General features: G+C 70.7%; 13 protein-coding genes. 8 read left to right on the top strand and 5 right to left on the bottom strand.

Features of this window, described 5'->3' with window-relative positions:
- Positions 1-29: 29 nt before the first annotated feature.
- The gene (locus tag ACU5E9_RS12970; protein WP_456810331.1) at positions 30-701 is read right to left on the bottom strand and encodes a response regulator transcription factor; all 672 of its coding nucleotides are present in this window, start codon (positions 699-701) and stop codon (positions 30-32) included.
- Entirely contained in the window at positions 698-2083 is a 1386-nt protein-coding gene (locus ACU5E9_RS12965) for a sensor histidine kinase (RefSeq protein ID WP_456810330.1), read from the bottom strand. Before ACU5E9_RS12965 ends, ACU5E9_RS12970 begins: the two co-directional genes overlap by 4 nt.
- Before the next feature lie 315 nt (positions 2084-2398).
- On the opposite strand from ACU5E9_RS12965, the gene ACU5E9_RS12960 reads away from it, so the two are divergent.
- Both ACU5E9_RS12960 and ACU5E9_RS12955 read left to right on the top strand, forming a co-directional pair.
- Entirely contained in the window at positions 2399-3136 is a 738-nt protein-coding gene (locus ACU5E9_RS12960) for an ABC transporter ATP-binding protein (RefSeq protein WP_456810329.1), read from the top strand.
- On the top strand, positions 3133-4431 hold the full coding sequence (locus ACU5E9_RS12955; RefSeq protein WP_456810328.1) for an ABC transporter permease: 1299 nt from the start codon (positions 3133-3135) through the stop codon (positions 4429-4431). The genes ACU5E9_RS12960 and ACU5E9_RS12955 overlap by 4 nt, the downstream gene beginning before the upstream one ends.
- Positions 4432-4442: 11 nt before the next feature.
- On the opposite strand, the gene ACU5E9_RS12950 is transcribed toward ACU5E9_RS12955, so the two are convergent.
- Complete coding sequence (locus tag ACU5E9_RS12950) at positions 4443-5564, bottom strand: glycoside hydrolase family 53 protein (protein WP_456810327.1); 1122 nt, start codon at positions 5562-5564, stop codon at positions 4443-4445.
- Positions 5565-5581: 17 nt separating this feature from the next.
- On the bottom strand, positions 5582-6262 hold the full coding sequence (locus ACU5E9_RS12945; RefSeq protein ID WP_456810326.1) for a response regulator: 681 nt from the start codon (positions 6260-6262) through the stop codon (positions 5582-5584).
- A gap of 369 nt (positions 6263-6631) precedes the next feature.
- On the opposite strand from ACU5E9_RS12945, the gene ACU5E9_RS12940 reads away from it, so the two are divergent.
- The 6 genes from ACU5E9_RS12940 (at position 6632) to ACU5E9_RS12915 (ending at position 13607) form a co-directional block, all read left to right on the top strand.
- Complete coding sequence (locus ACU5E9_RS12940; RefSeq protein ID WP_456810325.1) at positions 6632-7684, top strand: UDP-glucuronic acid decarboxylase family protein; 1053 nt, start codon at positions 6632-6634, stop codon at positions 7682-7684.
- Positions 7685-7796: 112 nt separating this feature from the next.
- Positions 7797-9146: a UDP-glucose dehydrogenase family protein gene (locus ACU5E9_RS12935; protein ID WP_456810324.1), complete on the top strand. Its 1350-nt coding sequence runs from the start codon at positions 7797-7799 to the stop codon at positions 9144-9146.
- Complete coding sequence (locus tag ACU5E9_RS12930) at positions 9143-10978, top strand: glycosyltransferase family 2 protein (RefSeq protein ID WP_456810323.1); 1836 nt, start codon at positions 9143-9145, stop codon at positions 10976-10978. The genes ACU5E9_RS12935 and ACU5E9_RS12930 overlap by 4 nt, the downstream gene beginning before the upstream one ends.
- Positions 10979-11011: 33 nt before the next feature.
- On the top strand, positions 11012-12112 hold the full coding sequence (galE, locus tag ACU5E9_RS12925; protein ID WP_456810322.1) for a UDP-glucose 4-epimerase GalE: 1101 nt from the start codon (positions 11012-11014) through the stop codon (positions 12110-12112).
- Positions 12113-12190: 78 nt separating this feature from the next.
- Entirely contained in the window at positions 12191-13099 is a 909-nt protein-coding gene (locus ACU5E9_RS12920) for an aminoglycoside phosphotransferase family protein (RefSeq protein WP_456810321.1), read from the top strand.
- A gap of 157 nt (positions 13100-13256) precedes the next feature.
- Positions 13257-13607: a VOC family protein gene (locus ACU5E9_RS12915; RefSeq protein WP_456810320.1), complete on the top strand. Its 351-nt coding sequence runs from the start codon at positions 13257-13259 to the stop codon at positions 13605-13607.
- Positions 13608-13610: 3 nt separating this feature from the next.
- Here the strand turns inward: ACU5E9_RS12915 and ACU5E9_RS12910 are convergent, their stop codons facing one another.
- The gene (locus ACU5E9_RS12910; protein WP_456810319.1) at positions 13611-14741 is read right to left on the bottom strand and encodes an SDR family oxidoreductase; all 1131 of its coding nucleotides are present in this window, start codon (positions 14739-14741) and stop codon (positions 13611-13613) included.
- Positions 14742-14743: the final 2 nt, after the last annotated feature.

Raw genomic sequence — 14743 nt, 5'->3', positions numbered from 1 at the left:
AAAGGGGGCAACTCTCGGGCGGGTGGCGGCTACGCCGGGCCGCCGGGCACCAGGAGGCCCGACTCGTAGGCGATGATCACCAGCTGCGCGCGGTCGTGCGCGCCGAGCTTGGTCATCATGCGGTTCACGTGGGTCTTGGCGGTGTGCGGGGAGATCACCAGCTCGCCGGCGATCGCCGCGTTGGCGTGGCCGCGGCCCACCAGCAGCAGGATCTCCCGCTCCCGCTCGGTGAGCAGCGCCAGCGCGGCCGGCACGACCAGCTCGGTGGGCTCGGCGGGCGCGGTGTACCGGTCGATCAGGGCCTTTGTGGCCCGTGGCGAGAGCAGGGCCTCGCCGCCGTGCACGGTGCGGATGGCGTTCATCAGGTCGCGAGCCTCGGTGCCCTTGCCGACGAAGCCGCTGGCCCCCGCCCGCAGCGCCTGCAGCACGTACTCGTCCTCCTCGAAGGTGGTGAGCACGATGATCCGGGTCGCCGCCAGGGCGGGGTCGGCGCAGATCGCCGCGGTGGCCTGGATGCCGTCCATCACCGGCATCCGGATGTCCATCAGCACGATGTCCGGCCGCAGCTCGCGGACGAGCTCCACGGCCTCCCGGCCGTCGCCCGCCTGCCCGGCCACGCTGAAGCCTTCCTCGTGCGAGACCAGTTCGGCCACGGCCGTGCGGATCAGGGACTGGTCGTCGGCGAGGACCACGGAGATCATGAGGCACCATTCGGTTGGGAGTCTGAGCCGGAACCGGCGGCCGCGGGGGACGGGCCGGCGGTGGAGGCTGGGGCGGTGGTGGTGGCGGTGGTGCTGGCGGTGGGCAGCCATGCGGTGAAGCGGAAGACCGGGCCGGGTCCTCGGGCCGCGGCGAGCCGGCCGCCGACCGAGCTCACCCGTTCCCGGGCGCCCAGCAGGCCGTGCCCGGCGCCCGCCGCGGGCGAATTCGCTGCCGCGTTCACTGTCCCGGCCGTCCCGGCCCGGGGCTGCGGATCCACGGTGTTCGTCACGGTGATCTCCACCCCCTCGGGCTGGTAGTCCAGGTGCAGCAGTGCGGAATGGTCGGCGCCGTGTTTGTGCGCATTGGTCAGGGCTTCCTGCACCACCCGGAACGCCACCATGTCGACGGCGCCGGGCAGCGGGCGGGTTGTGCCGGCCACCCGGTGGTCCACCTGCAGGCCGCTGCGCTCGAAGTCGACCAGCAGCGCCTCGAGGTCGGCGAGCCCGGCGACGGGCGCGGTCGACACGCCGGTCCCGCCCGCATCCGTGGCGCGCAGCACGCTGAGCAGGCCGCCGATCTCGCCCAGCACGTTGCGCGCGGCCTCCCGGATGGTCGCCAGGGACTTCTCGGCGTCGTCCGGCCGGTCGGGCAGCGCCTGGGAGGCGACGCTGGAGTGCAGGTTGATCACCGCGATCTGGTGGGCGAGCAGATCGTGCAGGTCACGGGCGATGCGCAGCCGCTCCTCGGCCACCCGGCGCAGCGCCTCGGACTCCTTGGTCTCCTCGGCCCGACGGGCCCGCTCGGTGATGCTGCGGATGTACGCCACGTGCGACCGGTTCGCGTCACCGGCGGCGGTGGCGAACCCCACGAACGCCGCCAGCTGCAACATGGCGCGGGCGTCGTGCCAGGAAGAGTCGAGGAACGCCAGCATGGTGCCGGCCAACAGCAGCACGGTGGCGCCGGAGAAGATCAGCGAGGTACGCCGGGATTCGCGCCTCGCGACGGCGAACACACCGATCAGGACCGCTATCAGGTGCGAGACGATGGGCCCGTCCACGGCCAGGCCGAGTACACAGGCGACGACCGCCACGGATGCGCCGACCAGCGGCGCCCGCCGGCGCAGCAGCACCGTGCCGGCCGAGATCGCCCCCAGCACCGCCGCAGCCGGGCTGGAGGTGATGTTGCCGCTGAACTCGGTGCGGGCGAAGCTCGGGCCGAGCACCAGCAGCACCAGGACCGCGTCGCGCAGCCATTCCGGCAGCCGGGACAGCGGGGAGAAGGTGCCCGCGGCGTGGTCCGGTTCGGCGCGGTGATCCGTGGCCGGGCGGGCGCGGGGTGTCGGTGCGGTGTGTATCGGTGCGGTGTCGGGTTGGCTCGGCATGCTGTCCTCCTGCCCGCTGATCGGGGCTGACCCCTATTCTGTCAACCGATCCGCGCCGGGTCTGCCCGCTGGCGTGGGCGTTCGGCGTACTGCGTTGGTGGTAGCCGAGGCCCGCCGATGGTCTCCAGCGGGCCGGCCGCGGTACGCCCAGGTTCCTACGAGCGGAGGACGCCCGGCCCGGGCCCGATGACGAGACTGGAGTCGTGCCGTTGGGCCGGTCCGAAGTGGGCCGGTCCGGCCGGCACGCCAACTCCCGCTGCCCGCCGCCGTGCAGCCCGCAACCGCAGCCACGCACCCACCAGGAGACGACCACCCATGACCGTGCCCATTCTCGCCGCCCGCGACATCCACAAGTCGTACGGTCGCGGCGCCACCCGGTTCGACGCCCTCAAGGGCGTCTCCCTCGACATCCAGCAGGGCGAATCCGTCGCCATAGTCGGCAAGAGCGGCTCGGGCAAGTCCACCCTGATGCACCTGCTCGCGCTGCTCGACAACCCCAGCAGCGGTGCCGTCGAGCTCAGCGGGCGCGACGCGATCGCCCTCTCCGGCCGGGTGGTCAACCAGACCCGCAACGAGACGTTCGGCTTCGTCTTCCAGCAGTTCTTCCTCACCCCGGGCACGAGCGTGCTCGACAACGTGACGCTGCCGCTGCAGATCGCCGGCATCCGCGGTGCCGAACGCAAACGCCGCGGAATGGCCGCGCTCGAGCAGCTGGAACTGGCCGACAAGGCCAAGAACAAGGCCACCGACCTCTCCGGCGGGCAGAAGCAGCGGGTGGTGATCGCCCGGGCACTGGTGAACAACCCCAGCGTGATCTTCGCCGACGAACCCACCGGCAACCTCGACTCCGCCACCGGCAAGGTGGTGGAGGACATCCTCTTCTCGCTGCAGAAGGAGAAGGGCATCACCCTGATCATCGTCACCCACGACGAGGAACTCGCCGCCCGCTGCGACCGCCGGGTGTACATCCGCGACGGCCTCATCACCGACACCCTGCACGCGGTGCCCGCCACCCCGGTCTCGGCCGCGACTGCCGAGGAGGTGCGCGCATGAACGTCTTCGACCTGATCCGCTCGGCCGTGAAGAACAGCCTGCGCAGCAAGACCCGCACCACCCTCACCGTGCTGGCCATCTTCATCGGCGCGTTCACCCTCACCCTCACCAGCGGTGTCGGCACCGGCATCAACCAGTACATCGACACGACGGTGGCCTCGATCGGTGCCGACGACGTGCTCACCATCACCAAGGCGGCCGAAGACACCGCGGATGGTCCGGTCGAGTACGACCCCGACGCCGTGGCGATCGACTCCCCGAACTCGCCACCCGGTGCTCCCGGATCCAGCCTGATCGCTCTCACCTCCAACGATCTCGACACGATCGGCGCCGTCGACGGTGTTCTTTCGGTGCAGCCGCAGCTGAGCGTGAGCCCCGACTTCGTCCAGGTCGCCGACGGCACCGCCTACGAGGCCAACGTGGGAAGCTTCATCCCCGGCATGGCGCTGGACCTCGCGGCTGGCGCAGAGCCCGACGCGGCGAGCAGCGACTACCAGGTCGCCGTCCCGGTCTCGTTCGTCACGCCCCTGGGCTTCGCGGATGACGCCGACGCCCTTGGAGCCACGCTCACCCTTGCCATCACCGACGTCACGGGTGCCCAGTCCGAGCTGACGGCCACCATCGTCGGCGTTTCAGAGGAAGGACTGACGGGTTCGACGGCGTTCACGGCCAACGAGGTGCTCACCGAGGCGCTCTATGACGCCCAGAGCGTCGGCCTGTCCGAGACCAGCAAGGACAGCTACGCGCAGGCCGTCGTCCGGTTCGATCCGACCGGCACCGAGGCCGACCTGGCCATGCTCAAGGCCGACCTGGCCGACCTGGGCTACACCGGCACCACGGTGGAAGACCAGATCGGCTCGTTCAAGGCCGTCATCGACGGCATCGTGCTGGTGCTCAACGCCTTCGCCGTGATCGCCCTGCTGGCCGCCGGGTTCGGCATCGTCAACACCCTGCTGATGAGCGTGCAGGAACGCACACGGGAGATCGGCCTGATGAAGGCGATGGGCCTGGGCGGCGGCAAGATCTTCGGCCTGTTCAGCCTGGAAGCGGTCTTCATCGGCCTGATGGGCAGCGCGATCGGCGTGGGCGTGGGCATGCTGGCCGGCCTGGGCGCCAACGCCCTGCTGGCCGACACCCTGCTGGCCGACCTGCCGGGCCTCACCCTGGTGGCGTTCGACCCGGCCGCGCTGGCCACGATCGTGCTCACCGTGATGGGCCTGGCGTTCCTGGCCGGCACGATCCCGGCACTGCGCGCCGCCCGCCAGGACCCGATCGAGTCCCTCCGCTACGAGTAGGGCCGGTCGGGTCACGGTGGCGCGAAGGCGTCCAGAGCGGGAAGGCCGCGACCGGACGCGTCGAACAGGGTGAGGTTGTCGTAGGCATTGCCGATGTCCCGGCTGATGCCGACGCCGGCCAACCAGGCCGGCTCCCAATCCAGGAAGCCGGCACCGTGGCCACCGGGAACAGCCAGCAACACGGCACGCAAGGCCTGGAAGTAGGCGCGCTGGCCCGCGGGCGTCGGCGGGTACAGCGCGGCCTCCGGCAGCTGGTCGGCACTCGTGACGATGTTGTCCGACCCGGCGGGGTCCGCGTCTTCGAGCGTCCAGGGGTAGGAGGTCTCGGCGATGACGATGTCGCGGTCGTAACGCTCCGCGAACTCGGTGAGCATGGCCTGCAGGTGCGGCAGGGTGCCGTGCCAGAACGGGTACCAGGTCACGCCGATCAGGTCGAACGGGATGCCTTCGGCCACCAGATGATCGAAGAACCGGGTGCCGTCGGCGACGGTGCCTCCCGTGTCGAGGTGGATCATGACGCTCGGCGGATGCCGCAGGGCGCCGCTGTGCGCGCCGCGTTCGGCCGCCCGGAGCAGCCCGTCGAACGCGGCCCAGTCCTGCCCGGCGCTGCCGGAGAGCCAGCCGGTCGGCCAGAGCATGCCGTTGGTGATCTCGTTGCCGAGCTGCACGATACCGACCGGTGTGCCCTGATCCTCGAAAGCCAGCAGGACCTCGCGGGTGTAGTTCTCCACGGTGGTCTGCAGTTGCTCCGGGCTGAGCTGGCGCCAGGCGGCGGGAGTCTGCTGGTTCGTGCGATCGGACCAGGAGTCCGAGTAGTGCAGGTCGAGCACGATACTCAACCCCGCGGCCGTGGCCCGTTCGGCGAGGGCAAGGCCGGCCGCCAGGTCGTTCGTGCCCGGTTCCGGGTCCACCCACACCCGCACCCGGGCGTAGGTCGCGCCGTGGTCGGCGAGGATCTGTTCCACCGGTCGCACGATGCCGCCCTCGGATACCGTGGTGCCGGCAGCTTCGCTCTGCAGCGCGAACGAGACGTCCGCGCCGCGAATCCGAAGGGGCGCCGGGGTGCTCGCTGCGGCCACGACGAGGCCGGTCCCTACCATCGCCGACACCGCGAGCGCGGCTGTGCCGGCCACGATCCAGCGGCGCCTCGTCACGAACTCGGCCGCTCGCGCGAGAGCAGTACCGCGGCCTGGCCGCGCCGTTCGAATCCGAGTTTCGCCAGCACGATCGACACGTAGTTGCGCACGGTCTTTTCGGCCAGGAAAAGGTCCTGCGCGATTTGGCGGTTCGACATGCCCTGGGCGATTCGAGTCACGATCCGTCGTTCCTGGTCCGAGAGCGCGGCGAGTTTCGAGTCGAAACCGGCCACACCGTGCCGTCGCTCGGACAAACGTGGCGTCTCGCTGACGACGACCTCGCCGGCCAGCACCCGCCGGACGGTCCCGACGAGCTCGTCGCTGCCGACCCGCTTGGACAGGTAGCCGGCGGCGCCGCTCGACAGCGCGGCGAACCGCGCGTCCGTGTCCGCGTCGTCGGCGAAAATCACGCACCGAACCCGAGGAGCGGCCGAGCGGATCTGCCGACAGGCGTCCGCGCCGGTGCCGTCGGCGAAACGGTTCTCCATGATGACCACGTCGGGGCGGAGCGCGGGGACGCGCCTGAGCGCATCAGCGACGGAGCCGGATTCGCCGACGACGCGGATGCCGGCGCGGGCGAGCAGGTGGCGCACCCCGTTCCGCATGATTTCATGCTCGTCGAGCAGGAACACCGTTGGCTCGGGGCGTGAACCGTCGGGGCGGGGATGCGCGGGCAGGTCGGATTGCGCGTCCACTCGGGTCCTCTCGATCGCTGCGTCTCGGGTGGGGGCGGGTGAGGGAGGTGGCTTGTTGTGTCGTGATTACGGGTGCGGAGAATCGCGTGGTCGTCTACGTATATCCGGACCCCGTGGGGCGCACAAGGGCCAGAACGCTCGCTCGTCTGATCCCGTCATTCGGGACATTTGTCCCTAGATTGCGCCCGCAATGACCCGCAGTCTTACTGATCTAGCCCAACGGAGGGATGCCCTCCCGTTGGGCTTTCCTTCGCGTACCGCCTGTGACCGGCGTACCCCACTCGCTGCCGGCTCGCAGCCACCCGACGACGCTGCGGACACGCCTAGCCGCGTTGTTTGTCGCGCTCGAAACCGAAGGAGAACTGGACCATGCGTGTTGTGATCACCGGAGGAGCCGGATTCCTGGGTTCCCACCTTTCTGAAGCACTTCTCGACCGCGGCGATTCGGTGGTGTGCGTCGATGACCTGTCCACCGGGCAGCTGAGCAACATCGAACCGTTCCTCGTCAACCCCCGCTTCAGCTTCCTCGAGGCGGACGTCAGCAACCCGCTTCCCCTCACCGGCCCGGTGGATGCGATCGCGCACCTCGCCAGCGCCGCCTCACCCCCCGACTACCACCGGATGCCGCTGGAGACCCTGGCCGCGGGCAGCCGCGGCACCGAGAACGCGCTCAAGGTGGCCCTCGAGCACGGCGCCCGCTTCGTGCTCGCCTCGACGAGCGAGATCTACGGCGACCCGCTGGTGCACCCCCAGCGCGAGGACTACTTCGGCAACGTCAACTCGATCGGGCCGCGCAGCGTCTACGACGAGGCCAAGCGCTTCGCCGAGGCGATCTCGATGGCCTACGCCCGCACCCTCGGCGTGGACGTGGGCATCGTGCGCATCTTCAACACCTTCGGCCCCCGGATGCGCCCCGGCGACGGCCGGGTCGTGACCAGCTTCATCGCCCAGGCCCTGAACGGCCAGCCCCTCACCATTTACGGCGACGGCAGCCAGACCCGCAGCTTCTGTTACGTGGACGACCTCGTGCGCGGCATCGTCGCGATGATCGACAGCGAGGAGCGCGGCCCGATCAACCTCGGCAATCCGGTCGAGAAGCGGGTCGACGAGCTGGCCCGGCTCGTCCTCGAGCTGACCCAATCGGACTCCTCGATCGAATTCCACCCGCTGCCCGTCGACGACCCCACCCGGCGCAAGCCCGACATCAGCCGTGCCGCCGAACGGCTCGGCTGGCGGCCGGCGGTCGAGACCGCCGAGGGCATCCGCCGCACCCTGGACTGGTTCCTGTCGAACCGCCAAACGGTGACCGAGGCTGCCGAGCTCATCGCCGGCGCCCAGTTCGAGGGCAGCCCGACGCCCGTGCGGCTGCCGGTTGCGACCCTGGCCGGCGAGCCCGCGTTCACCGAGCCCCTCTCCGCCTGACGCCCGCCCCCCACCCCCGGGGCCGAAGCCCTGCCCCCGCATCCCCTCGGCGCCTGCGCCGGTGCCCCTCGCACTCCCTGCTCCACCCAGACATCGGAGACTTCTCATGCGTATGACCGTTATTGGCACCGGTTACCTCGGTGCTGTCCACGCCGCCGCAATGGCCGAGCTCGGCCACGACGTGCTCGGAGTCGACTCCGACCCGGGCAAGATCGCCGCGCTCGCCGCGGGCCGGGCGCCCTTCTTCGAACCGGGCCTGCCCGAGCTCCTGATCCGGAACGTCAAGGCCGGGCGCCTCAGCTTCTCCACCTCGCTCGAGCAGGCCGCCGCGTTCGCCGACATCCACTTCGTCTGCGTGGGCACGCCGCAACTGCCCGGCTCGCACGCCGCGGACATGGTGCACGTGAACGCCGTGATCACCGGCCTCGCCCCGCACCTGTCCCGGCCCTGCCTCATCGTGGGCAAGTCGACGGTGCCGGTCGGCACCACGGCGCGGCTGGCCGACCTCGTCGCCGAACTGGCGCCGGTCGGGGTGCAGGCGCAGGTGGCCTGGAACCCCGAGTTCCTGCGTGAGGGCTTTGCCGTGGAAGACACCCTGATGCCGGACCGGATCGTGGCCGGAACGAACTCCCACGAAGCCGACGCGATCCTGCGGGAGGTGTACGCCGACATCCTCGCCGCCGGCACGCCCTACATCACCACGGATGCCGCCACCGCGGAGCTCGTGAAGGTGTCGGCGAACGCGTTCCTGGCCACCAAGATCTCGTTCATCAACGCGATTGCAGAGGTCTGCGACGCCGCGGGGGCCGACGTGCTCACCCTGGCGGATGCGCTCGGCCACGACGCGCGGATCGGCCGCCGGTTCCTCTCGCCGGGCCTCGGCTTCGGCGGTGGCTGCCTCGGCAAGGACATTCGCGCCTTCCAGGCCCGCGCCGGAGAGCTCGGCGTCGGCGAGGCGCTGGCCTTCCTCGACGACGTCGACGCGATCAACCTGAACGGCCGCGCCCGCATCGTGAGCCTCGCCGCGGAGCTGCTCGGCGGCACCGCCGCGGGCAAGCGCATCGCCGTGCTCGGCGCCGCCTTCAAGCCGAACAGCGACGACGTGCGCGACTCGCCGGCCCTGCACGTGGCGGAACAGCTGCGCCTCGCCGGGGCGACGGTGCGCGTGCACGACCCGGAAGCGCTGGTGAACGCCCGCCGGGCCTACCCGCAGCTCGAGTACGCGACCGAACTCGCCGCCGTCTTCGAGGATGCCGACCTCACCCTGCACCTGACCGAGTGGAGCGAGTACCGGGAGCTGGACCCCCGCACCGTGCACGCCGTGGCCCGCATCCCGCAGATCATCGACGCGCGGCACACCCTCGACCCGAAGAGCTGGCAGGACGCCGGTTGGACCGTGCGCGCCATGGGCCGCCCCATGCTCGGCGGCACCGAGGTGGCGAACCTGGCGGCCCTGCTGTGACCGTTGTCGCGAACCGGGACCGGGCGCGAACCGGGCGGGTGCGCAGCACCGTCGTGGCCGTCACCGCGTCCGGGCCGGTGCTGTCCGGCCGGCGCGCCCCGACCCGGCGCACCCGCGCCGGCACCTTCACCCACGTCCTCGATGTGCGGCAGCGCGTCATTGTCGCGCTGCTGACGGCCGGCTGGTTCGTCGCGTTCGTCGCGTTCTGGTCGTGGTGGCTGCAGCCGGACCACCGGGTCGGCTGGGTGGGCCTGATCGTGAACACCCTGCTGCTGTTCTACGTGGCCTACCTGCCCTGCTACCTGCTCGTCGCCGTCAACCGGATCCGGCAGGTGGACCCGCGGTTGCCGGTGCCGGACCTGCGGGTGGCGTTCGTGGTGACCAAGGCTCCGTCGGAACCCTGGGGAACCGCGACTGCGACCCTGGAGGCGATGCTCGACCAGGACTACCCGCACCCCTACGACGTGTGGTTGTGCGACGAGGACCCGACGCAGGCGACCCGGGAGTGGTGCCGTGCCCGGGGCATCCGTGTTCTCAGCCGCCGCGGCGTGGCCGACTACCACCGGCCGGTGTGGCCGCGCCGCACCAAGTGCAAGGAGGGCAACCTCTCCTATTTCTACGACATGGTCGGCTATCGCCACTACGACGTGGTGTCGCAACTGGACTGCGACCACGTTCCGGCCCGCGGCTACCTGGCCGAGATGGTGCGGCCCTTCGGCGATCCGGCCATCGGGTACGTGGCGGCGCCGAGCGTGTGCGACTCGAATGCCGCCCAGTCCTGGTCGGCCCGCGGACGCCTCTATAAGGAGGCCACCTTCCACGGCGCCTACCAGAGCGGCCTGTCGGACGGCCTCGCGCCGATCTCGATCGGGTCGCACTACGCGGTGCGCACCGAGGCGTTGCAGGACATCGGCGGGGTCGGCCCGGAATTGGCCGAAGACTTCTCCACCAGTTTCCTGCTCACCTCGGCGGGTTGGCAGGGCGCGTTCGCGGCCGGGGCCGAAGCCCACGGCGACGGCCCGCTCACCTTCAGCGCTATGGTGACCCAGGAGTTCCAGTGGTCCCGGAGCCTGGTGGTGTTGTTGGCCACCACGGTGCCGAGGCACCTGCCGCGGCTGTCGCCGAACCTGCGCTTCCGGTTCCTGTTCGCGCTCTGGTTCTACCCGCTGCTGGCCGTGACCACGATCGTGGGACTTGCCCTGCCGCCGGTCGCGGCCGTGACCGGGGTGTCCTGGGTGAACGTGAATTACCTCGAGTTCCTGATGCGTTGGGCGCTGATCGGGGTCTTCCTGGTCGGGCTGGCCTTCACCCTGCGGCACTGGGGACTGTTGCGTCCCCGCCGGGCTCCGGTGATCAGCTGGGAGAACTGGCTCTACATCTTCGCCCGCTGGCCGTTCATCGCATCGGGGGTCCTGGCCGCCCTCGTTCAGGCGCTGCGCCCAGGAGCCGTCGTCACCTTCCGGGTGACGCCGAAGAGCAGCAACGGCATGGAGACCCTCGGCGTCCGCCTGGTCATCCCGTTCTTCGCCATCACGGCAACCCTCTCGGTGGCCGCCCTGATCGGGGAATCGTCGCCGGGCCCCCGGGAAGGCTACGTGTTCCTCTGTCTCCTGGGAGCGCTCTGCTACGCGGTCGTGAGCCTGGCGTTGCCGGTGCTGCACGTTCGCGAGGCGGCCCGGTCGGCCGGCTCGTCATTTCGCGTCGCGGCCCTGCGCATTGCACCGGTGCCGCTCGCGCTCGGCGTGGCCGCGGTCGTGTTGTTCGGATTCGCGGCCGCTCCGTTCCCGGCCTACGTCGAGCCCGCGCTGGCCCACGTGCTGCCGGTCTTCTGATCCCTCAAACCCGATCCCGACAAGGAGTCACCCATGACCGAACCCACCGCTTCCCTCGCCACCGGGTCGCCGATCGGAACGGTGCTCGTCACCGGCGGCGCCGGCTTCATCGGGAGCCACACCAGCGTTGAACTCCTCGAGCACGGCTACGACGTGGTCGTGGTCGACGACTTCTCGAACAGCTCCCGTGGTGCGCTGGGCCGCATCGAGCAGATCACCGGTCGCCCACTGGCCGGGCGGTACGAGTTCGACCTGCGCGACGCCGCCGCCCTGGCGGCCGTGTTCGAGCGCCACGACATCGACGCCGTCATCCACTTCGCCGCGAAGAAGGCGGTCGGCGAATCCGTCGGCATCCCGCTCGAGTACTACGACCTGAACGTCGGCGCCACAGTGCGGCTGCTGCAGGCCATGGTCGCCCACGGCGTGTGCAACCTGGTGTTCTCCTCGTCCTGCTCCATCTACGGGGACACGTCGTCGGCACCCGCTGCGCTGCCGTTGAACGAAGACAGCCCCGCGAACCCGACCAACCCGTATGCCAGGTCCAAGTGGATGTGCGAACAGGTCCTGGCCGACACCTGCCGGCGCTACCCCGAACTGCGGGCGATCGCGCTGCGCTATTTCAACCCGACCGGTGCGCATCCGAGTGCGCTGCTGGGGGAGGACCCGCGCGGCGTCCCGAACAACGTGATGCCCTACCTCACCCAGCTCGCCGTCGGCCGGCTCGAGCAATTCCAGATCTTCGGCGACGACTACGACACCGTCGACGGCACGTGTGTGCGGGACTACATCCACGTGGTCGACGTCGCCGGCGGGCACCGGGCGGCGCTGGATCACCTCGGTGACGCAAGGGGTCTGCAACGCTTCAATCTCGGCACCGGCGTCGGCACCACGGTGCGGCAGTTCACCGAGGCATTCCAGGCCGCCTGCGGCAGCCGGCTGCCGATTCGGATCGCCCCTCGCCGGGCGGGCGACGTGGCCACGCTGATCGCCGACCCGTCCCGGGTGGCCGCGGCCTGGGGATGGCGCACCACCCGCGACCTGGACGACATGTGCGCGGATGCCTGGGCCTTCCAACAGGCCAACCCGGTCGGCTACGACGACCGCGCCGTCGAGCCGGCCCTGATCCCGACCTAGGGGGAGCACCCGATCGAGGCCCGGCGGGATTTCCGCGTGCCAGCACCGAAACCTCCGTCGAGCGGGCACACTGGGCAGATGTCCATTGCGCAGCACGGCCCGGACCTCGCGTCTCGGATCGTGCGCGGCCGGGGCCGGGAACCGGTCGCGGTCACACCGCTCGGCGGCGTGGTGAACGAGGTCTTCCGGGTGCAGGGTGCGGGCTTTGACTGGGTGGTCCGGTTCTCGGCGGACCCGGAGCGTCCCAACGAGTTCCCGGTCGAGGTGTGGGCCATGCGCGCGGCCCGGCAGGCGGGCATCCCGGTGCCGGATGTGGTCGGTTCCGGCCGGCTCGACGGCCGGCCGTACCTGGTTCTGCAGTACTGCGAACCCATGCTCGACGGCCCGGCGGACCCGTGGACCTGGCTCGGCCGCTACGCCCGGTCGGTGAGCCGGCTGCCGCTGGACGGTGCGCCAGAGGCGGTGTTCTCCCGGTTCGGCCGCGACCTGCCAGCGGCCTGGCGGGCGCACCTGGCGTACAACCTCGACGCGCTCGGCGCGGATGATCCGCTGCAGCGGGACGGGGCCTATTCTGCGGGGGAACGGTCCGGCCTGCGGGCGCTACTGACGGATCTCCAGACGGCACCATTCGACTTCGGCCTTGCGCACGGTGATCTGGCGCCGCGGAACCTCATCGCGCCGTTGCGCCCGGCCGCACCAGTGCTGCTCGACTGGGGTGCGGCCAGCACGGGACCGGCACCCTGGACCGACCTGCAGCAGGTCTACCAGTGGGCGGTGCACGACCGCACGATCGCGCCGGCCGCGCTGGCTGCGTTCGCGGCCGCCGCGGGCACCCCGATGACCGAGGCGACCGAGCGGACGCTGGTGCGGTTGACGGTGCTCCGCTTCCTCGACCTGGCCCGGTGGGCCCGTGAGCGCCGGCCCGAGCTCTACCCCGACTACCTCGCCGCCTGTGCGGCCGGCATCCGCGCCACGCTGCGACGCTGACTCCCAGCCGCCATTCTCGCGGCACTCTTCCGTCCCGCCGGCACGCGCTCCAACGGTTGCCGGCGGGACGCACACGGGCCGCGACGGCGCATGGCCCGCGCCACGCATCCGGGCCGTGCTCTTGTGCGCGGGCCGCGCATCCGTTCTGATAGGTGGCATGAAGGTGACGAGTGTGACCGTGGCGCTACCGGTACGGGATCTGCAGCCGGCCGAGGACTGGTACCGGAAGGTGTTCGAGCTGACCGGTGCGGCGGTCGAGCCGATGCCCGGGTTGGTGGAACTCACCCTGGGCTCGATCGACCTGCAGCTGATCGAGGATCCGGCCGGGCAGCCGGCCGCCCGGAACGGCCTGCGGGTGGGCGTCGACGACGCCGCCGCCGAACACGAGCGCCTCACCGGGCTGGGCCTCGACCTCGACCCCGTGGAGCACGTTCCGGGCGCCGTCGACTACTTCGACTTCACCGATCCAGACGGCAACACCCTCGGCGTCTACTCGCTCAACTCCTGACGGCTAGGGGATGAGACGCTCGGCGCGGTACCGGTCGAACAGGGTGAGGAACGCCTCCTCGGTGTTGCGGTAGCCGGTGAAGCCGGCGGCCCGGCTGCGGCCCATGTCGGCGAACACCTCCATGGTGCGGCCGAGGTCGGCGTCGCTGTGCCACCAGGACGCCAGCCGGGCCAGGTCGCCCTCGACGAGGCCGTACTGGTCGACGACGCGGTCCCAGACCGGCTGCGCATCCGCCATCTGGAGTTCGAGCGGGCGCGGTGCGTCGACGAAACCCTCCGGTTCGACGCCGAAGTACGCGGCCAGGCGCGGCCACAGCCAGCGCCAGCGGAAGGTGTCGCCGTTGACGATGTTGTACGCCGTGTCGGCGGCGGCCGGGGTGGTGGCGGCCCACACCATCTGGTCGGCGAGCAGGCCGGCGTCGGTCATGTCGGTGACACCGTTCCACTGGGTTTCGGAGCCGGGGAAGATGAACGGGCGGCCCTGTACCTTGCAGATGGCGGCGTAGACAGCGAGGGTGGAACCCATGTTCATGGCGTTGCCGACGGCGTGGCCGATCACGGTGTGGGCACGGTGCACCGACCAGGTGAAACCGCGTGCCCGGGCGGCGGCCCAGAGTTCGTCTTCCTGGGCGTAGTAGAAGTTCTCCACCGACAGGCGCGGCTCGTCTTCGTGGAACGGGGTGTCGGGCACCTCGCCCTGGCCGTAGGCCTCGAACGGGCCGAGGTACTGCTTGAGGCCGGTCATCAGGGCCACGTGCTGCACCGGGGCGTCGGCCAGCGCGGTGAGCAGATCGCGCACCATCGCCGAGTTGACCCGGATGTTCTCGGCCTCGGTGTCCTGGCGGAGCCACGCGGTGAAGAACACGTGGGTGGGCTGGTGCCCGGCCAGCGCGGTGCGCAGCGACTCCACGGAGCGTAGGTCTGCGCTCACCGGGATCACGCCGGGCCGGGCCGCGATGGGCGTGCGGGACAGGGCGATGACGCTCCAGCCCTGCTCGGTGAGGAGGTCGACCAGCGCTGAGCCGGCGATGCCGCTGGCGCCGGCGACGAGGGCCGTGCGCTGGGGCTGGTCCGCCGTGGCGGTCGGGCTGGCGGATTCGGAGGCGGTGGGCGGGACTTCAGTGGAGATAGGCATCC

Source organism: Cryobacterium sp. AP23 (assembly GCF_054075385.1).
The sequence above is the reverse complement of the archived record's forward strand: the minus strand, read 5'-3'. Positions and strand labels throughout refer to the sequence as shown.